This window comes from Tenacibaculum sp. MAR_2009_124 (assembly GCF_900105455.1).
GTDB lineage: Bacteria > Bacteroidota > Bacteroidia > Flavobacteriales > Flavobacteriaceae > Polaribacter.
The window spans coordinates 1-24,064 of record NZ_FNSF01000008.1 but is presented as its reverse complement, the minus strand read 5'-3'; the positions used below and the strand labels follow the sequence as shown (position 1 = coordinate 24,064).

Genomic DNA, 24,064 nt, shown 5'->3' with positions numbered 1-24,064 from the left:
TTTGATATGTCAGTAAGTCGTTTTAGTGCTTTGCAAGAAGCTTTAAATAGAAATATTGTTTCTGTTGAGGAGAAAAAAAGAAGATCAGAGCTGTTTGGTGAGAATGTATTTAACGAAAGGGCGATGCGACAGCATATGACAAAAGAAGCCTATCAAAGTGTAATGGATGCAATTGAATTTGGGGTGAAGATTGATAGGAGAATTGCGGATCAAATTGCAGTGAGTATGAAAGATTGGGCGCTTTCAAAAGGGGCTACTCATTATACTCACTGGTTTCAGCCTTTAACAGGGGCTACTGCAGAAAAGCATGACGCTTTTTTTGAAACTATTGAAGGAGGCGGAGCCATGGAGCGTTTTGATGGAGGTCAATTGGTTCAACAAGAACCGGATGCTTCTTCATTTCCTAATGGAGGAATAAGAAATACGTTTGAAGCACGTGGATATACTGCATGGGATCCTACCTCTCCTGCGTTTATATATGGTACAACATTATGTATACCCACGGTGTTTGTTGCTTATACTGGAGAGGCGTTAGATAACAAGGCGCCATTATTAAGAGCGCTTCAGGCGGTTGATGAATCTGCAACAGCTGTTTGTAAGTATTTTGATAAAAATGTTACAAAGGTAAATGCCACTCTGGGGTGGGAGCAAGAGTATTTTTTAATCGATAAAGCCCTAGCGGCAACACGTCCAGATATTATGATGACAGGAAGGACGTTATTAGGACATGCCTCAGCAAAAGGACAACAGTTAGATGATCATTATTTTGGAACTATCCCTCCGAGAATTATGAGTTTTATGCGTGACTTGGAACAGGAATGTATGTTGTTGGGAATTCCTGTTAAAACTAGACATAATGAAGTAGCGCCAAATCAATTTGAATTGGCGCCAATACATGAAGAAGCTAATTTAGCAGTTGACCATAATTCATTGTTAATGGATGTGATGGAGAGGGTATCGCAACGTCATCAGTTTAAAGTATTGTTTCATGAAAAGCCATTTGCTGGAATTAATGGTTCTGGGAAGCATAATAATTGGAGTTTGTCTACAAATAAAGGGGTTAACCTATTAAGTCCTGGTAAAACACCAACAAAAAACTTACAGTTTCTAACATTTTTTGTAAATACAATAAAAGCAGTTTGCGAATATGAAGAACTTATTAGGGCATCTGTGGCAAGTGCAAGTAATGACCATAGGTTGGGAGCTAATGAGGCTCCACCCGCTATCATGTCAGTATTTATTGGTTCACAATTATCTAGTGTTTTAGATGAATTAGAAAATGTAACCAAAGGAAAGTTGTCTCCACAGGAAAAAACAGACTTGAAATTAAATATTGTTGGTAAGATTCCTGAAATCCTTTTAGATAATACCGATAGAAATAGAACTTCGGCGTTTGCATTTACTGGAAATAAGTTTGAATTACGTGCAGTGGGCTCTCGTTCAAATTGTGCAGGGCCAATGACGGTGTTGAATACAATTATAGCAAAACAGCTAAAAGATTTTAAAAATGAGGTTGATAACTTGGTAGATGATAAAAAGCTAAAGAAAGATGAGGCTATTTTTAATGTACTAAGAGAATATATAAAAGAATCTAAAAAAATTAGATTTGAAGGAGATGGTTATGGAGTGGAATGGGAAAAGGAAGCCAAGAAGCGTGGGTTAAGTAATAATGAAACAACACCAGAGGCTTTAAAGGCTCAAATTTCTGAAAAAGCAATTTCACTTTTTGAGGAAATGAAGGTTATGAATAAGGTTGAGGTTGAGGCGAGGCATGAGATTGAACTGGAAGAATATGTAAAGCGTATTCAGATTGAAAGTCGAGTATTGGCAGATATAGCTCGTAATCACGTTATTCCCATCGCTATTCAATATCAAAATACCCTTATTGAAAATGTAAGAGGGTTAAAAGAGATTTTTGAGAAGGAATTTGAAACTTTTGCAAAGGAACAAATTGTTCTAATTAAAAAAATCTCTAATCATATTGCAGAAATTAATTCCACAATAGAATTAATGACTGAAGAAAGGAAAAAAGCAAATAAGTTGACAGGGCAAAAAAATGCAGATGCTTATGATAATAAGGTAAAACCATATTTTGAAGAAATAAGGTATCATGCGGATAAACTCGAATTACTGGTTGATGATAATTTATGGGCGTTGACAAAATATCGAGAACTTTTATTTATGAGGTAATAACTAAATACTTATGTGTATGTTGGAAGTGATTAATTTAATACGAACTAATTCGGTAAATGGTGATTTTAAAATATTGGTTGGAGAATTAGATAGGTATCTTTCTGGTGTTAATGGTGATGATGATGATTTTTTTCGAGGACATAACAAAATTGACCATTTAAATCACGTAATAATTGCATATAGTGAAGGAGGGGCAGTTGGATGTGGAGCATTTAAAGTAACGATGAATAAAGGTGTAGAGATAAAACGGATGTATATAAGGTCTGAATTTAGAGGGAATAAAATAGCAGTACGGATTCTGGAGGAACTTGAAAAATGGGCTAGAAATGAAGGTTTTGAGCATGTAGTTTTGGAAACCAGTAAGGAAATGCGCTCAGCTATTCAATTGTATAGGAAGAAAGATTATGAAGTAATTCCGAATTATGAGCCCTATACCAATATGAAGTCTAGTATATGTTTTAAAAAAATACTTTAAATAGTTCTATGGAGGTTCAAGTAGAAAAACTAAGTTTTAATCATTGGGGCGCAGTCGCTGGAATCTATCAAGAAGGAATTGATACAGGGAATGCGACCTTCAGAACCGAAGTTCCGAATTGGAATGAATGGAATGTTGGGCATCATGAGCATAGTCGTTTCATTGCTTTAATAGAAGGAATGGTAGTTGGTTGGAGCGCGCTTGCACCTGTTTCGAGCCGTTTTGAGTATAGGGGAGTTGCTGAAGTAAGTGTGTATGTGGCTCTTTCGTATTTAGGAAACGGAATTGGGGGTGTTCTAATGGAGAGACTCATTAGTTCTTCTGAAGAAAATAATATATGGACATTATATTCAAGTTTGTTTCCAGAAAATGTTGGAAGTATAAAGCTGCATGAAAAGAAAGGTTTCAGGTTTGTCGGTACAAGAAAGAAAATTGCTCAGCTACATGGAGTCTGGAGGGATACTTCATTATATGAAAGAAGAAGTACGTTGTTTTAAATTGAAAGCAAAAAAAACTTACCGAGTTTGAGAACTCGATAAGCTTAAGTGAAAACTAACCAAACTTTAATCATTTGCTTTAACCACTTCAAAGGTACAATGAGAAAAAAGTTAGTGTTTATTGATTTTCGCCTTTTTGTTGATGTTATTTTCTGTCATTGTCTTAAATACGACAAATAATTGCTCATTTTTGCATGCCCTTTAAAAACAAGGGGTTTTGCCTGTTTTTTTGTCTTTTTAAGTAAAAAAATAGTGAAGGAAAATATACCAAGAAAGGTTAGAAGAAAATTAGCAATTATCTGCTTTTTTACTAACAATAATTCGTTCCAATTAGGGGTTTGAGTGCTTGCGTAGGAAAGTTTGAGGTTAAATCAGGGTAAGCAAGATGAGATAGTCGTCGATGGATTGACCAAAAACCACTCTACTATTCTCAGGGAAATATGAAGATTATACTGTTTTTTTTAACACGAGTAAATAGTATTCTCTATCTAGAGAGGATGGTAATTTCAGACGTTTTAAGACGAAAAAAAATAGAATGCTCACATATGGAGCATTCTTAGTGTAGAAAACAATAATCTAGGGGAAACTAAATAACTGATTTGACTTTTTGTTAGATTAATACATTAAAAATAAGTAGATTAAATATTGATTGCAATAGGGGAAATCCCTAGTATTTAGATAAGTAGAATAATGGAGTTAGATATAGAAACCCCTATAAAAGAGGAATCCTACTCAAGATAATGAGTAGGATGTTTCCCCTTAAATTACTTATTTAGTATGGTTAGACTAAATAACGCTATGCAAAGTTATGAAAAAGATAAGTTTTGTGAAAGTAAACGAGTCTTCAATATTATATCAGTTATGCTTTGATATTATTGTAAAAGGAAATAATGATTTTTTTTCTTTATTCGGGTTTCAAAAATAAAACATAGCCTTATTTACGTTTTCTTTTGAAAAAGAAGAAGAAAGGATAAAAGGTGTTTTGTTACAGTAATTTCAATTGGTAAAAGGTGTTAGATGTACTGAATATTATTTATAGAGCCTGTTTTGATTTTTTCTATTTCCTAAAAAACTGTTTAAATGTATCGGTATTATTTATTTATAGCTCCACTGTGAATTTAAAAAAAGGATTCATCTGAATAAACTTTACTTTATTTTCAGTCAAAACAATAGGCTATGAGTGGGCACTATTTAAAATAACCGTGGTGAAACATCTTCCTTCCTTTGCTGTTGTTAGAATAATGAGAGGTGGTAGTTTAGGGTTATGTTTAGTTTTCTTATAAGGTAAATCTAACTTTTTGGGGAAGTAATTTTAGAGGGCAATGGGTGTAAATAAAAAAAACTCCAATAAAGGAGTTTCTTTTTCTATTCTAAAATAGCAAGTGATACATTTTTTAGAATGTATTAATATTTGAGATTCCCGTAACAAATATTACTCAAATATAAGAGGAAAAAATGAAATAATAAACGGGGAAAAACACTTAAAATCAGGTAGATAGAATTTTCGGTCTGGCTTCAGGGGAACTACTTAGTTGAAATAAAAAACCCACTCAAAAGATTGAGCGGGAAAATTGCTATGAAAAAGAAAAATCTTAAGACGTCTCTTAAGACATTACAAAAATGAGCAAGAAAAATGAACTAGGCAATAAGGGAAAACCCTGAATTTTATATCAGGGAAAACCATTAGTTGAAATCTAGCTAATTTTACTAAAAAATGGTAATGTGTTGATTTTTAGAATGTAGTTTGTTTTTTCGAAGCTTTATAGGAATCATAATAATAAGTAGTATTCTCTTTGAAAGTTTCTTGTTTTGAATTAATTTCGCACCTACAAAACAACAACACATGAGTCAAGAAGTATCTAAACGATATGCACAACGTGGAGTATCTGCGTCTAAAGAGGATGTACATAACGCTATTAAGAATATAGATAAAGGATTATTCCCGAAAGCATTTTGTAAAATTGTTCCTGATTATTTATCAAATGATGAAGAGTATTGTTTAATAATGCATGCTGATGGGGCTGGAACAAAAAGTTCGTTGGCCTATATGTATTGGAAAGAAACTGGAGATGTTTCGGTATGGAAAGGAATTGCTCAAGATGCACTGATAATGAATATTGATGATCTTTTATGTGTTGGTGCTACCGATAATATTATGCTTTCCTCTACAATAGGAAGAAACAAAAACTTAATACCGGGAGAAGTTCTTTCTGCCATCATTAATGGAACAGAAGAATTGATTAATGAGTTAAAAGGTTTTGGTGTAACAATACATTCTACTGGTGGAGAAACAGCCGATGTAGGTGATTTAGTAAGAACTATTATTGTAGATTCTACCGTAACAGCGAGAATAAAAAGAGAGGATGTAATTGACAATGCAAATATTCAAGCAGGAGATGTTATTGTTGGTTTGGCCTCATTCGGTCAAGCGAGTTATGAGAAAGAATATAATGGAGGAATGGGAAGTAATGGATTGACCTCTGCGCGTCATGATGTTTTTCATAAATACTTAGCTGAAAAATATCCAGAAAGTTTTGATCCTTCTGTACCTTCTGATTTGGTATATTCTGGAAACACAAAGTTAACTGACGAAGTTGAAAATTCACCAATTGATGCAGGTAAATTAGTATTGTCACCAACAAGAACATATGCTCCAATTATAAAAAAGATTTTATCTACGTATAAATCAGATAAAGTACACGGAATGATTCATTGTTCTGGAGGTGCTCAAACAAAAATTTTACATTTCACAGATAAGAATCATGTGGTAAAAGATAATATGTTTGAAGTTCCGCCATTGTTTAAATTGATACAGGAACAATCAAAAACAGATTGGAAAGAAATGTATCAGGTATTTAACTGTGGACATAGAATGGAACTCTATGTATCTCCAGAAATAGCAGAGGATATTATAGCCATTTCAAAATCATTTAATGTGGATGCACAAATTATAGGAAGAGTAGAAGCTTCTAAAAAGAAAAAATTAACCATAAAAAGTGATTATGGTACATTTGAGTATGAATAGTTAATAGTAATTTTAGAGCTGACTAGTCCTAAATAACCGATACAGATTATTTAAAGATTAAATTTATTATTTAATTCTCAGAGATTCTAGCTTCTCTGAGAATTTTTGTTTTATACCGTTTTGGTTTTAATAGCCTTTGCTGATGCATTTTTTTAGGAGTGAGCATATGGTTAGATAAATGAGGTCTCATATAATTGCAAAGATCTATAGCTTCTTTAATTAATTTAGTTTTGACATCTAAGCTGTCCACTTTAAGAGCTATGTTAAATTCTTGTTTTAAAATTCCATTGACTCTTTCTGCTATGGCATTTTCATAAGGGTCATGTTTTTCAGTTATACTAGTTTTAATTTTGTTTTGAGTCAATAAGTTTTGATAATCATTAGCACAATATTAGAGCCCCCTGTCCGAATGATGTCTTAAAGGGAGAGTCCTGTGTTTTCTATTATAAAGAGCCATTTGTAATGCTTTGAGTGAGTCTTCTACTGCAAGAGAATCAGACGCATTATAACCTACTATTATTTGAGAATATGCATTAGTAATTAAAGCTAAATATGAGGAGTTATCTCTTGTTCCTATATAGGTGATATTATTTACCCAGACTTTTTCTGGTCTGTCAATTTGTGTGTTACAAAGGATATTTTTATGTTTTTTAAATCTGTGATAAGAATCAGTAGTCTTATGGTAACTTTTTTAGGAACGATTAACATGTGGTTAACTCTTAGTGTTCGAAATGGTTTATACCTACCTACTTTTAAACGCAATAACTCTTCTTTAAGCATATAATACAACTTTTTAACACCTATACTAGGTATTTTATTTCGAATACCTTGTACCAAGACTATTACTTGTTGTACAATAGATTATTTATGAGCTTTAAAGTTTATAGATCGATAGTATACCTGTCGAATTACTTTAGGGAATTCTGTCCGTTGATTATTAGTTTGTTGAATTCGGGGATTCACGATACTAAATAGGTTGTTATGTAGTTTTCAATAATAAAAATAAATACTAGTTCGAATTAAATATGTGGACTATTCTGTTTTTTTTTGAAAAAGTATATAGAATTTGTTTCTGTCAGTTATAAAAGGAATATAAGAATTAAAAAAGTGGTGTTTTTTTGAAAATATGAAAGGTTAAGAATCGTTATAAACGTAATAAAATAGAGGCTGTGTTGATTATTTTGCAATTTTTCAAAATAATTAAATCAATTTTTTTTTGGAAAACCGAAATATTAATCTAATTTTATAACAAATTAATTGCTAGGAGTTTACTTCTAAAATTGTAAGAAAGATTATTAACAGATTGCTTAAATATTGCTAATTACTTATTATGAAAATTTCTAAGACTAGTAGAGCCAGTAAGGCTTTATCGGTGTACATGGCATTGAGTTTGATATTTCCTCAAACCTTTATTAACAGTGCCTTTGCTCTTACAGGAGGGCCGTCTCAACCCGAATTTAATGCTTTTACCCCCATAGGAACCACTGATATGGTTGATTTATCATCAGGAGACTTTAATTATAACATTCCCATAATGGATGTGGGTGGGTATCCGCTCAATCTGGCCTATACTTCAGGAGTTAATATGGACCAAGAGGCTTCTTGGGTAGGTTTAGGATGGAACCTGAACGTAGGACATATTAAAAGAAGTGTGAGAGGATTGCCTGATGATTTCGATGGAAGCCAAGAGAATGGTGACCAAATGAGATATGAAAATTATTTTAAACCTAACAAAACATTTGGAGCGCATTTTGGTTTAGGAGCTTCGTTTTTTGGTCTTAAAGAATTAGGAACTAAAGGCTCAGGAGGTTCTGGTAACTCAGGAGGTTCTGGTGGTTCAGGAAATAATTCAAATTCTTCAGGAGGAGGTTCTGGTTTGCTTAATGTTAACATAGGCTTGGGAGTAGAGTATAATAATTATAGTGGTTATTCAGCTACGCCTTCATTGGGAGTTTCCATTAAATTAGCAAAAAATGCGAGTGTCGGTATGGATATCTCGGCGTCCGCTGTTGATGGACCAACGATAAGCCCAGTAGTAAGTTTGTCGAAAAAAATAGAAGGTAAGAAATATAGTTATGATGGAGGTGGAAGTATAGGTTTATCCATTAATTCAAGGAAGGCCATAAGCACTTTAAATTTAAGTGCGGGATTGGAAGCAACAAAATTGTCCAATAATAAAAGTAGAAGTATTGGTCATAGTGGAAGTATTCCATTAAATGATCATATGGTTTTTACGCCAAATAAAAGAGTTGCTACGATTTCAACGCAGTCAAAATATAGCGCGGCTATTGGAGGAACTGTATTTGGTATTAGTGGTCAAGTAAAGGTGACAGGTTATGGCTCTGAACAAAGTGTTCACCCTAAGCATGTTGATAGACCTGTTGCTGCTTTTGGTTATGAGTATACTGAGAAGAATGAAAAAGATACGATTAACGGAATCTTAGATTTCGTTAGAGAAAAGGATCGGAATTTCAACAAACATACCACTATTTTACCGGTAACGAACTATACCTATGATAACTACGTGATTAATGGGCAAGGAGTTGGAGGAGCCTTTAGGCCTCATCGAGGACAAATAGGTTTTTTAAACGATACAAGAGTTGTTGATTCAGGAGATGGATCAACGTTTGGAGCAGAAGCAGAAGGAGGTTGGGTTTTTGCATTGGGTGTTGATTATCATAATACGGATACCTATTCTCGATCCGAGAATTGGGCGGTAGAAGCGGGGAATTATGCTTTGAACAAATTTACGGATAAAACGGATTCTCAAGGAAAGGCATATGAAAAGGTTTTCTTTAAGGACAATGGAGATATGAATGTTGACTATGAACAACTGTCTGGAGGGATGTATTCGGATACAAGCACAGGAGGCACCAACCCAGTTCGTTTAGGAATTTCAGGTAATAAACATAATAGAACTTTAATTCGTAATTACCATAAAAATGATAACTCATTGTTGCGTATTAATGAGACTAAGATTCGTGAAAACCGTTTGCTTAGAAATCAAGTAATTCAAAAAATTACTCAGCAAGAAGCACAGCAATATTACAATGGTTTTTTTAGAACCAGTATCTATGGGAAGCCTCATCATACAGCTGGATTTAATGTGCTAAAACCTGACGGTAGTCGATATGTTTATGGTTTACCAGCGTATAACATTACTAAAAAAGAAGTAACCTTTGCGGTTAGTCAAGGAGCAACGGTTGATGATAATAAAGGACTTGTTACTTACATTCCAGATCCATTTCCAAATGATGAAACTCCACAAAATGATAACAGTACTAGTAATGGTAAAGGAGTAGATAATTATTTCAATAGAATCACAACGCCAGCACATGCGCATTCGTATTTGATTAGCTCTGTGTTGTCATCGGATTATGAAGATGTAACAGGTAATGGTCCTACTGATGATGATTTTGGAGCCTATACCAAGTTTAGCTATGAGCGACCTTATAAATATAATTGGCGAGTGCCATACACGCAAAATACGGCTACTTTCAATAGAGGCTTGTATTCACACCCTAATGATCAAAAGGGGAACTATATCTATGGAGAACGTGAGCAAGTTTATATAAATGAAATAGAAACAAAAACTCATATCGCTATATTTTCTTTGTCTGACAGAAAAGATGGTTATGGAGTTATAGATGAAAATGGAGGAAGAGGAATCGCAACGACTAAAAGAATAGATAGTATTTCGCTATATTCTAAAAAAGAATATCAAGAATTAGGGACAAATGCTATACCAATCAAGGTAGCTCATTTTGAATACGATTATTCGTTATGTAGAGGGATACCTAATAACTCTCGAATAAGTACTCCAGGAGAGTTAAATCAAGGAGGAAAGTTAACCTTAAAGAAGTTATATTTTACGTATCGAGATTCGCATATGGGAAGACATATGCCTTATGAATTTGATTATGGGCAAATCGATACTGATGGTAATGGTGTTTTTGATAAAACAATCAATCCTTCTTACCATATAAAGGGATATGATATATGGGGTAATTTCAAGGAGAATAAAGGAAATGGAGATAATTTGGACGGTGTTCCTTCGAATGCGGAGTTCCCTTATACAGAACAAATTGCTCAAACAAATGATCCCAATCAAAATACGGTACATGACAATTCCGTTGCTTGGTCTTTGACTACGGTACAATTACCATCAGGAGGAGATTTAAAGTTAGATTATGAAGCAGATGATTATCAATTTGTTCAAGATAAAAAAGTGATGCAGTTATTTCAAGTTACTGGAGCTGGTTCTTCTCAAAACCCAACAAGTTCTGAAATCACGAATAATACCTTATACAACAATAATCAAGAGAATAAATACATCTATGTAAAAATACCAGAGGCATTTAAAAATAAGGAAGTAGCTGATTTTATTGGAGGGTTGGAAGAAGAGCCTATATACTTTAAGTTTTTATTGAATATGACCAAAACGTATGTTTATCAATATGATTATGTGAGCGGCTATTTACATTTAGATGATTCACGATCAGTATTGAAGTTTACAGATAATACCGATGAGTATTTAAGTATTCCCATGAGATTTTTAAGATTAGATGGTAAAGAAGGTGATCCTCCTATTAACCCAATTTCAAAAGCAGGAATGTATTTTGGACGTCATAATATGAATCGTATTGTTTATCATGATCATGGTCAATACTCCTCAGGTACTGGTTTTACGGCTATAGTTAAAGAAATAGTAGCTTCCATAGGGGCTTATACCGAGATAGGAAAGGGGCCAAATAAGGTGCTGAGAGAGAAATCATGTGCTAAATTCTTTAAGCCAAATAAGTCATGGATTCGATTGCATAATCCTATAGCAAAAAAATACGGAGGAGGTTTGCGAATCAAGAAACTTCAAATGAGCGATAATTGGGACGTAATGACAGGAAATGATGGAGACCCATTATATAAAAAGTTTTATGGACATGAGTATGTATATAAAAATGAAGATAACACTTCAAGTGGTGTGGCAACATTTGAGCCAAATAGTAGTAGAGAGAATCCTTTTGTAATTCCAGTCTATAACAGAGAAACTGGCGGTAGTGAGGCGGTTATTGCTCCAATGGAGTCTAATTATGTTGAAAAACCAATAGGAGAGTCTTTCTTCCCGGCACCAACCGTTACCTATGGAAGAGTCATGGTTAAAAACTTAACTCACGAGAGTATAAGCAAACATGCAACAGGAAAAGTAGAACATCAATTTTATACATCGAAAGATTTTCCGACAAAGACATCTCATACAGATTTAGTACCAAAGGAAAGTTTGCATAATGACCCTCCTGGGGCTGTAAGTAGCTTTTTAAGTTTTAGTGTAAAGCATCATTTAACAGCTTCACAAGGATTTGTAGTTGAGGCCAATAATATGAATGGGAAGCCTTTAGGCAATTGGGTATATACAGAAACAGGAACCTCTCCGATTTCTGGAGTAAAGTATGAATATGATTTAGAAGCGGATGGTTCATTAAATAATATCCAACGTATAATAAATAACCAAGGAAATATTTCGGAAGTATCTTTAGGAGTGACATATGATGTTGTGAATGATTTTAGGTCAAATTATAACAGACAAGTTACTGTAGGGGTAAATACAAATTTAGCAGGGTTCTTGGCTTTTATATGGCCAGTATTAGTACCTGTTCCATTACCTAACTATGAAAGCAACGAGAATGTATTTCGTTCTGCTGTAACAACAAAGGTTATCAAGAGAAAAGGAATTTTAAAGAAGAAGATAGCTTACGATTTAGGTGCGCAAGTATCAACAGAGAATTTAGCATGGGATGCAGAATCTGGACAAGTATTAGTAACCAAAACAAAGAATGAATACGGGGATCATTATTACAATATGAATTATCCAGCATATTGGAAACATTATGGAATGGCAAGTGCCTCAAGAAACCTCGGGATTTCAGGAGAATTAGTTAGAGATAATACAGGGAACACCTTTTCTTTGAGTCGTAATGATAGCGACCTTTCAAGCCTGCTTGATATAGGAGATGAGTTGAATGCGACTGTTATAAATAATATAAGTTTAGGAGGAGCAATAATTCCGCTGCCAACATCAGAAAAGCTTTGGATCATAAGAAAAAAGGAAACCTCTGATTTAACAAAATTTATCTTAATGAATCAAGAGGGTGAAATTTTAAATGACTGCAGAGGAGAGAGTGGAATAGCAAGTACGGCGAGGGTGTTTTTCAAAGTAGGTCGCTCTTCACATCGAAATTTACAATCAGCATCAATGGCAAGTATCACTACAAAGCAGAACCCAATTGTTGATCAAAACAACAATTATAGAAGTCAGTTACCTTCGTTTTTAAATAACAACCCTCAAGAAACGAAGATAATCAATGCAAGTGCTGTTCAATATAGTGATTTTTGGAAACCAGTAAATCAGAATAACAACAAGTACTTTGTAATAGATTCTTCAATATATACGAATGAACAATTGGGTGAGTTGAATGAAGATAAATTATTAGAAATTTATGATAATTATGATATCAATCCCTATGTTCATAATATAAGAGGTAATTGGAAGGCAAAGAAGTCTTGGGCTTATTTGACAGGACGTTATAATTCTTATGAACCAAATACTAGAGATGATGGATATTTTACAAGTTTCACGCCTTTTTATTCGTACAATAATGGTTGGGAGATTAATAGTAATGCGATCAATCAACATTCATCAATAAAATGGACTTTTGCAAGTGAGGTAACACAATACGCCCCACAAGGAGTAGAATTAGAGAATAAAGATGCTTTAAATAGATATTCATCGGCTCAGTATGGATATAAGTATACTTTACCTACGGCTGTGGCTTCAAATACGGCATACAAAGAATTAGGTTATGATGGTTTTGAGGATTATCCGAGCTTACAATTATCTCTAGCGGAGAGAAGATCCGTGAATCACTTTAGTTTTGTAGATGCATTTAGTTTAGAGAGCTCGTCAATGGTTACTGATCAGGAGGCACATACAGGAAGAAAGAGTATTGAAGTAAAACCTAGTAAGTCTGTTAGTTTAATAAAGAAGTTAGATGACGTCAACCCAAATATAGTTGAGGATTGTGTAGACGAACCTAATGGTGATATTACAATTACAGACGGAGGAACTCCAGTCGATATTATCTGCCATGATGATCCTTTTTTTAGTTATAGAAGAGTTTTTACAGTTGTTGGAAATCCGAATGAAACAGTCAACTATAAAATATATGGAAATGTAAGTATTGGTGATTCTGAACATGAGGGGGTTATGATGACTGAGGTGAGAACTAATGGTTCAACAACCTCTCAAACGAGAACCTTACTTGATACTAATGTCCTTGAAGAGAACGCTTGGACCCGATCAGTCAAATTGAATACTGAAGGTAAGTCGGTTATTACAGTAGCATTTTGTCCAATACTTTGTGAAAATTCAGGAAATGTTTTACAACCCCCCTCTATTATTCGACTTAAATTTAAATTTTCAGAAAGTGCTATTAAAGATGTAAGTGCTGATGTAAGATGTGCTAAGTAATAAAGAAGATTATTTAATTTATGATATTGAAAAAACAAGGCTTTAAAAGAGTATCGAACTATGAAAAATAAGAAACCATACATTTTTCTAATAATGCTTCTCTCATTCATGATGAATACCATGGAAGCTCAAGATATACAAAAAGAAATTTGTGATAATGAAGCGATATACGAAGTAGCGGCTTCCCAAATCGAAGAAGATTCTGTTATATTGAATTGGTTTGGTATAACTGACAATAACGATTTTATAATAATTTATGGACTAAAAGGATTTAAGCCAAAAAATAAAAAAGCAAGGGTACAAAGAATTCGTACGAACCAAAATATTGAACTGATAACAGGTCTTAAACCTAATACAATTTATGATTTCTATGTAAAACTAAAATGTCAAAAACGTAAGTTTTACAAAAAAATCAGAGTGAGAACACTGAAATCTGGTCAAAGCCAGCGAATAACTACCTTTTCTACTAGATCGACGTTCTCGGTAAGTTCTTTGGAAGAAGAGAAGCAAGCATTATGGGACTTTTATACAGCTACGAATGGTTCCCAATGGAAGAATACTCTAGCGAATAACAAGTCATGGTCATTGGACAGGCCAGTTTCTGAATGGTTTGGTGTAACCGTCGATAGTGATGGGTACGTTACTAAAATACAGATGAGACAGAACTACCTAGATGGAGAAATAACAAGTTCAATAAGTAAATTGAGTAAGCTCTATCAACTTGATTTAGGAGGGAATAAGATAAATGCAATACCAGCTGAGTTTGGAAGTTTGTCAAACTTAACTTACTGCTATTTGAACGATAATATATTAACTAGCGTCCCGAATGAAATAGGAACCCTTGTGAATTTACGTTCTCTATCAATAAGAGGTAACCGTATTAAAAGTTTACCTTCAACAATAGGGAATTTAACCCTGTTATCTTGGTTTAACGCAGACAAAAATCAATTTACTACGTTGCCGAGTTCCTTGGGTAATTTGTCTAACTTATCAGCATTATTCCTAGGTGAGAATAAATTGGAGAGTTTGCCTAATGAAATAGGTAATCTAAGGAAGCTTACATATTTACTTTTGAAATCTAATTTATTGAGCAGTATCCCTAATGAAATAGGGAACTTGACTCTGTTGCAGTCATTGTATCTAGAAAGAAACAGAATAAACTCAATTCCTTCTACAATTGGGAGTCTGGTCAATTTAAAATATTTAGTAGCGAATTATAATCAGATAAATAATATTCCTCAGAGTATTTCAGGGTTAACAAATTTAACATGGTTAGATTTTAATGAGAATAAAATTCCTACAATACCTGAAGATATAGGGAATCTTACGAAGCTTAATAGATTGGATTTTAATAATAATGAAATTGTAGATGTACCATCAAGTATAGGAAACTTACAAAATCTAACCTATTTAGGTTTTTTAGGGAATAAGATAATCAGTGTGCCTTCCGAAATAGGGAATCTTGCGAAACTTAAATGGTTAAGGCTAGAAGATAATCTAATAAAAGAAATTCCATCTAGTTATGTTAATTTAACTCGTTTAGTTCAAATATACATTTTAAAAAATAACTTAAATTTTAATACAATTGAGAATATTTATAATGGAATTAACGCCATACCTACATTAAGACGCTTTTCTTATTCTCCTCAATCAAAAGTAGATCAAGAGGAGTTGAAAGAAGAATTTGTTGGAACAACGGTAACTATGACAAGTAATCAAATGGTAAGTCAAAACAATAGCTACCAATGGTATAAGAATGGAGTGGCTATATCAGGAGCAACGAATAAAGATTTAGTATTAACCAATGTTCAGGAGTCTGATTCTGGAGTATATCATTTTAGAGTGACGAACAGTATTGTTGCGGGCTTGACATTAGAGCGTCATCCAATAACATTAATAGTATCTGTACCAAAATGCCAAGTTTCGGAAGCTGAGAAGAATGCTTTATGGAGTTTTTATACGTCTACCAATGGAGCTAATTGGAAGAATACAGTTTCAGGGAATAAGCCATGGAGTTTAGGGGTTCCTGTTTGTGATTGGTATGGAGTAACAGTTGGAGTTGATAATAAAGTGGTAGAGTTAAAACTTACAAGTAATAATGTATCAGGTACTATTCCTAGTGAGATCGGTAATCTATCGAGTTTAAGTGTTTTAGACTTACGAAGTAATTTGATATCAGGAGTTTCAACAGGTATAGGGAGCCTTTTAAGTTTAAAGAAGTTGTATTTGTATGAAAATCAATTAACAGTACTTCCAGAGAGTATTGGTAATTTATCAAGTTTGGAGACTTTTTATTTAAACAGAAACCAAATCACGGTACTACCAGAGAGTATAGGGAACTTAACAAATCTTAAAACTTTAGCAGCTCATGAGAATCTATTGACTTCTTTACCTACAAGTATTAATACACTTACTAAGTTGAAGTTTTTATATATCAATAAAAATAAGCTCTCAGGAAGTATTCCGATAAGTAATACGGTTTTGATTAATACATTACTAGAGTTTGTTTTTAGTGATAATTATTTAGTTTTTTCAGATTTTGAGAGTAATCACACGAATTATAAGACAGAGATTTCGAGATATATTTATTCACCTCAAGCGAAGGTTGATGTTGTAGAGGAAAAAGTAGTTCAATCAGGGAGGTCTATTACTTTATCTAGTACTGATTTAACTAGTTCTAATAATAGTTATCAATGGTTTAAGAATGGGGTAGCTATATCAGGAGCAACAAGTAAAGACTTGGTATTAAACAATGTTCAGGAGTCGGCCGCAGGTGTGTATCATTTTACGGCAACCAATAGTGTTGTTACTGGGTTAACTCTAGAGCGTCGTCCAATTACTTTATTTGTGTCAGAGACACCTGTAATTACTCCAGTGCCATTAGCTACTATTGAGAGCACACATGCTGGATCTTTCCGTCCTGTTTATGAGAAGAAGTATATGATTAGTGGTTGGGTAAAGGAGAAGAATGTAGCAGGAATCAAGTCATCTAATTATACAAGTTCGGCGATTCGATTGTATACCGTTGGTTTGGCGTCAGGAAGTTTAGAGGAACCTGTGTTTATAGGAGATTTTCACCCTACAGGCGATATTATTGATGGTTGGCAACGCATCGAAGGTATTTTTAAGATCAATAGTTATCAGAGTTCAGATCAAACCGCAGTAAATAACTTGGTGATAGAGTTAAAAAACACTTCAGCGGATGTAACGAGTTATTTTGATGATATCCGTATTTATCCATTTAATGGAAGTATGAAGAGTTTTGTTTACGACGATGATACGAAGAAACTCATGGCAGAGTTGGATGAGAATAACTATGCTACATATTATGAGTATGATAAAGAAGGCGGTTTGGTACGCGTAAAGAAGGAAACAAAGAAAGGAATATTTACAATTCAAGAAACAAGATCGAGCAATGCGAAGTAATAATAGTAGAAGAGTAATATTACAGATAGGATTGTTTTTATTGTTTTTTCTAACTGTTAGAGGATATGCACAAAGGAGTAAGGCGTCCGCACTTATGGATAGGTACGCTGCATCCCTTAAGACACATAAGGAATATCAGGTAACCATAAGTTACCAGATTTATAAAGGTTCAGAATCAACAACACCCCATGATAGTGTCACGGGTATTTTGTATAAAAGCCAAGGGAATACTTATAGTAATATGGGAGAGGCAGAAATTATAAGTACAGGGTCAAATTATATCAAGATCAATCATAAAGAGAAGGCGATGCTTTTAAGCCAGCCTTTAGCCAATGCAAATCAATACGATATTAATTTAGTAGAGCTTTATAAATATCTTGATGTTAGTTTACTAAAAGAGACAGAGAGTTTTTATCGATTGGAATTTAAACCTAAAGGTTTAACACAATTACCATTTAGTTCTCTCATTATAGATTTAGATAAGAAGACTTACTTAATCAAGCGTCAATTGTTTAAATACTTTTCGAAGATGAATTTTTCGAAGGATTACCAGAACCCTGATTATGATCATTACAAGTTAGAGATTGTTTATGAGAGTTACCGGATGTCGAATTTTTCAATATCGAAGAAAGCTTTTGATGTTGGTAGTTATATAAAGGATGTAAAAGGAAAAAAAGTTGTTGGCCCGAAGTATAAGGGTTATGAATTAGTAAAAATATAAAGGGAAAAAATTACTATGATGCAAAAAATAAAATTACAGTTATTCCATTTTCTACTCTTGTTTTTGATTGGATTTACTTCCTTTTCTCAAGAACTAGTTGAATTAAATAAGGAGTTAAAGAGCTCGATAGATTTTATAAGTAGTACAGAATCTAAAGTTTTGTCATATAAGACATTTGTGGAGGTTGGTATAATAAATGATCAAGCTCCATTTGAGGATATCACTACAACGGTTCAATTAAGAGTAACCAAGCTCGATGCGTTTGGTACCCCACAAAACAGATGCTGCCTCGACCTATGAAACGACATTAAGGGTTGAAGGGAATCAGGTTGATAAGAATAAGGTTTTACATGATAAGGTAGTACATAAAATATCGTCTTTTGCAGCAGATGTGATCGTTACAGGAGTTAGTTATGTTGATAGTTCAGGAACGGTTATAGGAAACCCTGGAAATGTTTATATCAAGGCATGGTCAGAACACGATATTGTTCATCCTATATCAGAGAATCCTAATTATAGCTTAGTTGTAGCACCATCGGACAATAATACAAAGGTTGAATTTCGATGGTTACCTGTTTTAGGAGCAGAGGAGTATCATTTAGAATGGACATGGGTTGATAACTATAAGAAAGAAGTTACAGATGTTACAGTTATAGAGCCAGTAGCTTTACCATTTACAGATAAAGATTTTTCCTACAATAACTCACGAATTCAAACAAAGAGCACAAGTTACAAGATTCCTAATATTTATAATTCGGGATATGTTTTAGCAAGAGTAAGAGCAGTGGGGCGTTTTGTAGACAATCCAACAGTTACTTATACTGCTAATTGGAGTGGATCAAATGCAGCAAAAAGCGCGGTTGCAGATTGGCCAAATACGGCTGTGTCAAGTCATGATGAGTCAAGAAAGAACTGGCAGCTTCAAATGTCTTTTGCAGAAGAAGGAAAGAAGAAAGAAGTGATTAGTTATTTTGATGGAACTTTACGTAACCGTCAAACAGTTACCAAGATAAACAGTACAGACAAGGCAGTTGTAGGAGAAGTTATTTATGATTATCAAGGTCGTCCAGCAGTAGAGGTTTTACCTGTACCAGTGGCTAGTGATACATTGAAGTATTATGATAGTTTTAATTTAAACAATAGCAACTCGGTTTATACCTATAGAGATTTTGATTTAGATTTACCGAACTGTGCTACACCACGTTCGGAGATGTCAACAAGTAAAGGGGCAAGTAAGTATTATTCAGCAATGTATTGGAAGATACGACCAACAGATGGCAGAATTTTGTTGCAGATGCGAAAGGATTTCCATTTTCACAAATAGAATATACCCCAGATAATACAGGAAGGATTCGAAGAAAAGGAGGTGTAGGAGATACACATCAATTGGGAACGGATCATGAGATGAAATACTTTTATGAAACACCAATGAGTCGTGAAGAACTTACTCGATTATTTGGAGACGTTAATGTAGGTGATTTAAAGCATTACAAGAAAAATACAGTTATAGATCCTAATGGTCAGGCCAGTGTTAGTTATATTGATGCACAAGGGCGTACTATTGCTACAGCCTTAAAAGGGAATTCACCAGATGCATTAAACCCTTAGAGGATGAAATAGATTCGCTAGGGGTATTACACAAAACCCTTACGGCGGATATTTTAAACAATAGATCAACCAGTTCTTATAGCCATCGAATTTAGACGATACATTACTCTCAACCAAGGAGGTTATAGCAACAGAAGATGGAACTCAATTCACCTTCAACTACAATTTTAACAAGGATACTAATTATGTGATTCAGTGTGATACGTTAAACACAGAGAATTACAAGTTTGTATATGATTTCGGATTTTCAGTAAAAGACGAATGTGGTACAGAGTATATAGCTTCCTATGTAGATTCTATCCAAAGAAATCAAAATAATAGATGCAACAGGAGTTACAGAGAATTTCCAGTTGAGTAATCTTAAGATTGGAACCTATTCTGTGACTAAAAAGCTACAAGTAAATAAGGATTCTTTAAACTATTTTGCAGATCAATATATTGAAAGTTTAAAAGATAGCACGAGCACGTGTTATGTAGATCCAAATGCTTTTGCAACCAATATATCTTTAGCAGGATGTTTGGATGTATGTCAGCTATGTATTTTTGACTATGGTATTGAAATGACGATCTATCGTAAAGATGATAATAATAATTATATACCTTATGATTCTTTTAATACCTATATAGAAAGACAAAACAGTTTTTGTGTTAGATAGATTAGCGCAGCCAGACAAGTATCCTAAATGAAAGTATTCGTTATAATGCCGATGGAGAATTGGAATGGGATAATTTAAGTTTAAAATGTATTTAACTTAAAACAGAAATGAGTTATGGGCTATTCAGGATTTTAATGAGAATATTACTTATGAATATACGGCAGAGGCTTATGATGCTGCTCAAAGAGAGTATGTAAAAGATTTATTAAATACGTATTTTGATATTGATGCGAGTAACCCGAGTAGCCTTGGTTTTGAATATCAAGGAACTGTATTACAGGTTCCAAGTACTTTAACAAATACCCAAGCAACTTTAGCACGAAATTTAGAGAAGACCTATCAACAACAATTTGAAGAAGGTGTGGCGGCTTGTGAGGCTTCATGTAGAGATTATCAGATGGAGTTTGATGGGTGTGACATCAATAAAGAATTGATTTTTGGAGATTTAAAGCCTGGAGGTCAATATGGACAAACAGAAGAAAATGGAGATGGTTGGGAACTTAGTGTTTTCAATGAAAATAATATATTACCTATAGTAAATATTAGTTCCCCATTCTCAACTCCAAAAACATGGAGGTATCCTTTATATAGATATTATAAAGATGAGTATGGAAATCCTTTTTTGATTGAATTAGATGAGAATAACAAACCCGAAACCTTAGTTGAAAATGATCATGAGGTTATTGATGGTAAGAAGTATGTACGTCCTCATAAGTTGAAACGTTTAGATGATTTTCTAAGATATTGGCAAGATTCATGGGCAGAGCAGCTTAGATTTAACCACCCAGAGCATATATATTACAGTTATTCGCAAGTATTATGTCATAAGCGTAATGTTAGTGTATATAATTCAGTGATTCAAGGAAACAGAGATATTCAGTTGAATACTTATGGATACGATTCATATCTTAATCAAATCGAGTCTTATGCACTAGCAAAAGATGCTGGTTTAACAGCTGGGTTGACTACTTTACAAGATAAGGATCCATATTTTAAATTGATCTTATCTATGCAAGGAGCCTATGATGAGCAGCGTAGAGATCAGAGAAATCGAATAATGACTTCTGCATTTACTAAGTATGACGGTATGAGTCGTAATGGTATTGATATTGGTATGTTACAAGCGGCTTATATTACGGTTACACATAATGGTCTTACCGATTTTACGCCTGTATCCAATTTTAGTTGGTCAACAGTTGATGCTCTTGCTTCTGATGCTATAAAGAATAAAATATGGATTACCTACCGAAGCTTTTATATAGGATTGAAACATAAAATTCAACATGTTTTCTTGAGCCATTATGTTCATAGTTTATCTGCAGCGGGAAACAGAAGTTTCTTAAATGATTGTATAGGAGAAGGAGACGGCACAGTTAGAAACTATTTAAAAGTTTTGTCAGCCTATGATGTTGAAAGTAGTTTAGTTTTTGCTACAGACAGGACTTATTATTGTCAAGGTAGCGCATTATGGAAAACTCGCCAAAAGCGTTTTATCCCTATTGATAATTTATATGATTCTCAATCGGACCCTCAAACTGTTTTAGATGAGAACCAAGCAGAGGGTAGTTATAACCAATATGCAGAGACAGGAAAGTGTCCAAAAGCCTTTGATTTAGAGTACACCTTAGATGGTATTGTAAATGATGAAGTAAGTGATCAAAATGGCCAGAAATTAGCATTGAACGGATTTGATGTTGTTTATAGAGGGCAGTACGTAACCAGAAGTATATTTGAAGGAGTGCATGGTCAAGATTTTGAAAAACATACCATCACAGAGTCAAATTTCTTTAGAAAGTGTAAATACAGGAGAACACACTCGTTCGATTAAAATTGACGATAAAGAAATCTGTGTTTTAGATATTAGTGCAACAGGATTAAGCTGGAGTAATTATAGTGTTAGTGGTAATAGTGGATGGTTAGTACAAAACTTTGAAAACGTATTTTATGATGGTTATGAGGAGCAGGCTGATGGAAGTATTTTGTATAAATTCGAGGTTCTAGCAAAGGTTATTGACGGACAACGTCCAAGAGATTATGTATTTACAGGAACCACCAAATTAGCTATTGGAGAATGTCAATTTGTAAATAGTAGCGCAGGAATAGATACAGCAGGTATTGGAGAAATTATAGTACTCCCTAATGATAGCATTTTAAAACGTTGATGTTTGTGATACATGTGGAGAAAATGCTACAGGGCAAGATTTAGATAAGGACGGCGTAGACGATGGTTGTGATATTTGTCCACCAGACCCACAAAATCCTAATGCAAATACGTATAATCCAAGTCAACTTGATACAGATGGTGATGGTATAGGTAATCTATGTGATGAGAGTTGTGATGATAGTACAGGATTGGATTATGACAAAGATGGCATACGAATATGTGATAACTGTCCTAGGAAATATAATCCGGGCCAGTTAGATACAGATCAAGATGGCGTTGGTGATGCTTGTGATAACTGCCCAACTAAGGCAAATACAGATCAGTTAGATTCAGATGATGATGGTATTGGTGATGTTTGTGATTTGAATGCCCCCGATTGTGTTGTTGAACATCAGAATATTCCGATAATGATAAATCATTTTGAAAGAATATTAATAGATTTATTCCCTAATAATATTCCTGCTTCGACCGAAACTTCGATTGAAATTACTTCGGGTCCAATAGATAGTTTTGTAGTAGATTTTAATTTAGGAGAATCATATCAACAAAACTTTTTAATAAAAACATATAGAACTTATATAACCTCGATTCGCCTAATCAAATTAAGATTCATTATTCACCTCTTACAGGAATTTATGGACTTGATAGGAGTGAAGAAGCCGTATGGCTTTATTTCGAGTTCGCAACTGATAGTAATGATTTTAATCTTTCTGATATTTTAAGTGTAAATGAAATTAGAGGATATGAGTTTAATGAGTTTGGTAGAATTTTAATGAATTTAATTTTGACAAAGAAGGATGGGAGTATAATCTATGCATGTTCTTTTGCTATTGGTCATAAACAACCAGGTACCTTAGGTACTTATCGTAGTGATGATACTTGCAATATAATAAATAAACAATGGAATCATTTTGGAGCCTCTGTGACTACTAGATCTTCTTTAGATATAGTTAATAACAATGAGAATATTTTTTATGGGAAGTTAATTTCTAGGAATAATATTGAAGAAATCCCAGTTACATTTTCAATTCCTACACCAGAAGAACCAGTAGAAGAAAACCCAGATGAGATTACTTTACCTGATTGTAATTGTATTCCACAACCCGTTGAACCAGTGAGTTGTGATAACGAATATGCGAGGTTTGTTCAAGAGTTGGGTGTTGTTGAACGAACTGTAGATGATGGTTATGGAGGTACCTTTAAAGTAATGGGTACAAACATTGAAGGCTATACATTAAGTAATGACTTTAAGGATTTAGACCTACCAGAGTACCCCTTAGTTAACGAAGGAAGAGATTATTTCTGTGCGATGAATTTCGGATACATTATCAATGATTATCTGAATTATTTAGAGGTAATGCTTCCATTAGATACAGAAGTAACCGTTCAGCGTTCTATTGATAATAAGTATTTTTGTATCTCTTAATGATTTTGGAAACACCTATTTAAATTACGGGTATGATAAAATGGCATCGGTAATTTCAAGTTATAGAGATTACTTACTGGATCCTAATATTACAGATAAGAGAGGTTGGGTAAACTATGTAAATATTGTTTACAGAAAAGCCAATCCAAAGGTTTGTCCACCGAAAGCTTTGGTACCAACGGAAGTTGAAGGGATCCCCTTACGAGACACCTGTCTTGATTTGGCGGAGAATTTATCGAGTACCAATACTAATGAGAATTACTTAAACTATTTAGCTCAAGAGAGAAAGCGTTTTATTCGTGAATACACAACTGAGGCATTAGCAGCAGCTAAAGAAAATTTAACTGTAGA

Annotated in this window: 18 protein-coding genes; 16 read left to right on the top strand and 2 right to left on the bottom strand. The window is 33.9% G+C overall.

The window, feature by feature from the left end; genetic code table 11:
- The first annotated feature begins 6 nt into the window (after window positions 1-6).
- The 4 genes from BLW23_RS19965 (at window position 7) to BLW23_RS19950 (ending at window position 6,190) form a co-directional block, all read left to right on the top strand.
- A complete protein-coding gene (locus BLW23_RS19965; protein ID WP_093673250.1) occupies window positions 7-2,190 on the top strand; it encodes a glutamine synthetase III family protein in 2,184 nt (727 codons plus the stop codon).
- A 19-nt stretch (window positions 2,191-2,209) separates the two neighbouring features.
- A complete protein-coding gene (locus BLW23_RS19960) occupies window positions 2,210-2,668 on the top strand; it encodes a GNAT family N-acetyltransferase (RefSeq protein WP_218134071.1) in 459 nt (152 codons plus the stop codon).
- An 8-nt stretch (window positions 2,669-2,676) separates the two neighbouring features.
- Entirely contained in the window at window positions 2,677-3,165 is a 489-nt protein-coding gene (locus BLW23_RS19955; protein ID WP_093673248.1) for a GNAT family N-acetyltransferase, read from the top strand.
- Between the two features lie 1,843 nt (window positions 3,166-5,008).
- Window positions 5,009-6,190: an AIR synthase related protein gene (locus BLW23_RS19950; protein ID WP_093673246.1), complete on the top strand. Its 1,182-nt coding sequence runs from the start codon at window positions 5,009-5,011 to the stop codon at window positions 6,188-6,190.
- A 70-nt stretch (window positions 6,191-6,260) separates the two neighbouring features.
- On the opposite strand, the gene BLW23_RS19945 is transcribed toward BLW23_RS19950, so the two are convergent.
- Together BLW23_RS19945 and BLW23_RS23945 are read right to left on the bottom strand one after the other, a co-directional pair.
- On the bottom strand, window positions 6,261-6,554 hold the full coding sequence (locus BLW23_RS19945; protein ID WP_093673244.1) for an integrase core domain-containing protein: 294 nt from the start codon (window positions 6,552-6,554) through the stop codon (window positions 6,261-6,263).
- A 27-nt stretch (window positions 6,555-6,581) separates the two neighbouring features.
- Window positions 6,582-6,809: a DDE-type integrase/transposase/recombinase gene (locus BLW23_RS23945; protein ID WP_410529761.1), complete on the bottom strand. Its 228-nt coding sequence runs from the start codon at window positions 6,807-6,809 to the stop codon at window positions 6,582-6,584.
- A gap of 711 nt (window positions 6,810-7,520) precedes the next feature.
- On the opposite strand from BLW23_RS23945, the gene BLW23_RS19935 reads away from it, so the two are divergent.
- The 12 genes from BLW23_RS19935 to BLW23_RS19885 all read left to right on the top strand — a co-directional run.
- Complete coding sequence (locus tag BLW23_RS19935) at window positions 7,521-13,712, top strand: hypothetical protein (RefSeq protein WP_093673242.1); 6,192 nt, start codon at window positions 7,521-7,523, stop codon at window positions 13,710-13,712.
- 60 nt (window positions 13,713-13,772) lie between these two features.
- Window positions 13,773-17,138, top strand: a complete 3,366-nt coding sequence (locus BLW23_RS19930) for a leucine-rich repeat domain-containing protein (protein ID WP_093673240.1) — start codon at window positions 13,773-13,775, stop codon at window positions 17,136-17,138.
- Complete coding sequence (locus BLW23_RS19925) at window positions 17,128-17,859, top strand: LolA3 family protein (protein ID WP_093671736.1); 732 nt, start codon at window positions 17,128-17,130, stop codon at window positions 17,857-17,859. The genes BLW23_RS19930 and BLW23_RS19925 overlap by 11 nt, the downstream gene beginning before the upstream one ends.
- 18 nt (window positions 17,860-17,877) lie before the next feature.
- The gene (locus BLW23_RS23390) at window positions 17,878-18,159 is read left to right on the top strand and encodes a hypothetical protein (RefSeq protein WP_176829893.1); all 282 of its coding nucleotides are present in this window, start codon (window positions 17,878-17,880) and stop codon (window positions 18,157-18,159) included.
- On the top strand, window positions 18,116-19,183 hold the full coding sequence (locus BLW23_RS19920) for a DUF6443 domain-containing protein (RefSeq protein ID WP_093673238.1): 1,068 nt from the start codon (window positions 18,116-18,118) through the stop codon (window positions 19,181-19,183). The genes BLW23_RS23390 and BLW23_RS19920 overlap by 44 nt, the downstream gene beginning before the upstream one ends.
- Entirely contained in the window at window positions 19,114-19,467 is a 354-nt protein-coding gene (locus tag BLW23_RS19915) for a hypothetical protein (protein ID WP_093673236.1), read from the top strand. Before BLW23_RS19920 ends, BLW23_RS19915 begins: the two co-directional genes overlap by 70 nt.
- 350 nt (window positions 19,468-19,817) lie before the next feature.
- Window positions 19,818-20,123: a hypothetical protein gene (locus BLW23_RS19910; RefSeq protein WP_093673234.1), complete on the top strand. Its 306-nt coding sequence runs from the start codon at window positions 19,818-19,820 to the stop codon at window positions 20,121-20,123.
- 397 nt (window positions 20,124-20,520) lie between these two features.
- The gene (locus BLW23_RS19905) at window positions 20,521-21,951 is read left to right on the top strand and encodes a hypothetical protein (protein ID WP_093673232.1); all 1,431 of its coding nucleotides are present in this window, start codon (window positions 20,521-20,523) and stop codon (window positions 21,949-21,951) included.
- Window positions 21,878-22,285 carry a hypothetical protein gene (locus tag BLW23_RS19900; RefSeq protein WP_093673230.1) on the top strand — a complete coding sequence of 136 codons (408 nt, stop codon included), beginning with the start codon at window positions 21,878-21,880 and terminating at the stop codon, window positions 22,283-22,285. The genes BLW23_RS19905 and BLW23_RS19900 overlap by 74 nt, the downstream gene beginning before the upstream one ends.
- Window positions 22,286-22,475: 190 nt before the next feature.
- Window positions 22,476-23,009, top strand: coding sequence for a thrombospondin type 3 repeat-containing protein (locus tag BLW23_RS19895; protein ID WP_255362850.1), 534 nt, complete (start codon window positions 22,476-22,478; stop codon window positions 23,007-23,009).
- A 62-nt stretch (window positions 23,010-23,071) separates the two neighbouring features.
- Window positions 23,072-23,713 carry a hypothetical protein gene (locus tag BLW23_RS19890; RefSeq protein WP_143032240.1) on the top strand — a complete coding sequence of 214 codons (642 nt, stop codon included), beginning with the start codon at window positions 23,072-23,074 and terminating at the stop codon, window positions 23,711-23,713.
- Window positions 23,685-24,064 (top strand): hypothetical protein (locus BLW23_RS19885; protein ID WP_143032239.1); only part of this gene is annotated, 380 nt, incomplete at its 3' end. The genes BLW23_RS19890 and BLW23_RS19885, both read left to right, overlap by 29 nt.

Excerpts from the sequence above, each read along its gene's own strand:
- BLW23_RS19965 (WP_093673250.1), top strand. The coding sequence starts at position 7 with ATGTCAGTAAGTCGTTTTAGTGCTTTGCAAGAAGCTTTAAATAGAAAT.
- BLW23_RS19960 (WP_218134071.1), top strand. The coding sequence starts at position 2,210 with ATGTTGGAAGTGATTAATTTAATACGAACTAATTCGGTAAATGGTGAT.
- BLW23_RS19955 (WP_093673248.1), top strand. The coding sequence starts at position 2,677 with ATGGAGGTTCAAGTAGAAAAACTAAGTTTTAATCATTGGGGCGCAGTC.
- BLW23_RS19950 (WP_093673246.1), top strand. The coding sequence starts at position 5,009 with ATGAGTCAAGAAGTATCTAAACGATATGCACAACGTGGAGTATCTGCG.
- BLW23_RS19935 (WP_093673242.1), top strand. The coding sequence starts at position 7,521 with ATGAAAATTTCTAAGACTAGTAGAGCCAGTAAGGCTTTATCGGTGTAC.
- BLW23_RS19930 (WP_093673240.1), top strand. The coding sequence starts at position 13,773 with ATGAAAAATAAGAAACCATACATTTTTCTAATAATGCTTCTCTCATTC.
- BLW23_RS19925 (WP_093671736.1), top strand. The coding sequence starts at position 17,128 with ATGCGAAGTAATAATAGTAGAAGAGTAATATTACAGATAGGATTGTTT.
- BLW23_RS23390 (WP_176829893.1), top strand. The coding sequence starts at position 17,878 with ATGCAAAAAATAAAATTACAGTTATTCCATTTTCTACTCTTGTTTTTG.
- BLW23_RS19920 (WP_093673238.1), top strand. The coding sequence starts at position 18,116 with ATGCGTTTGGTACCCCACAAAACAGATGCTGCCTCGACCTATGAAACG.
- BLW23_RS19905 (WP_093673232.1), top strand. The coding sequence starts at position 20,521 with ATGGAGTTTGATGGGTGTGACATCAATAAAGAATTGATTTTTGGAGAT.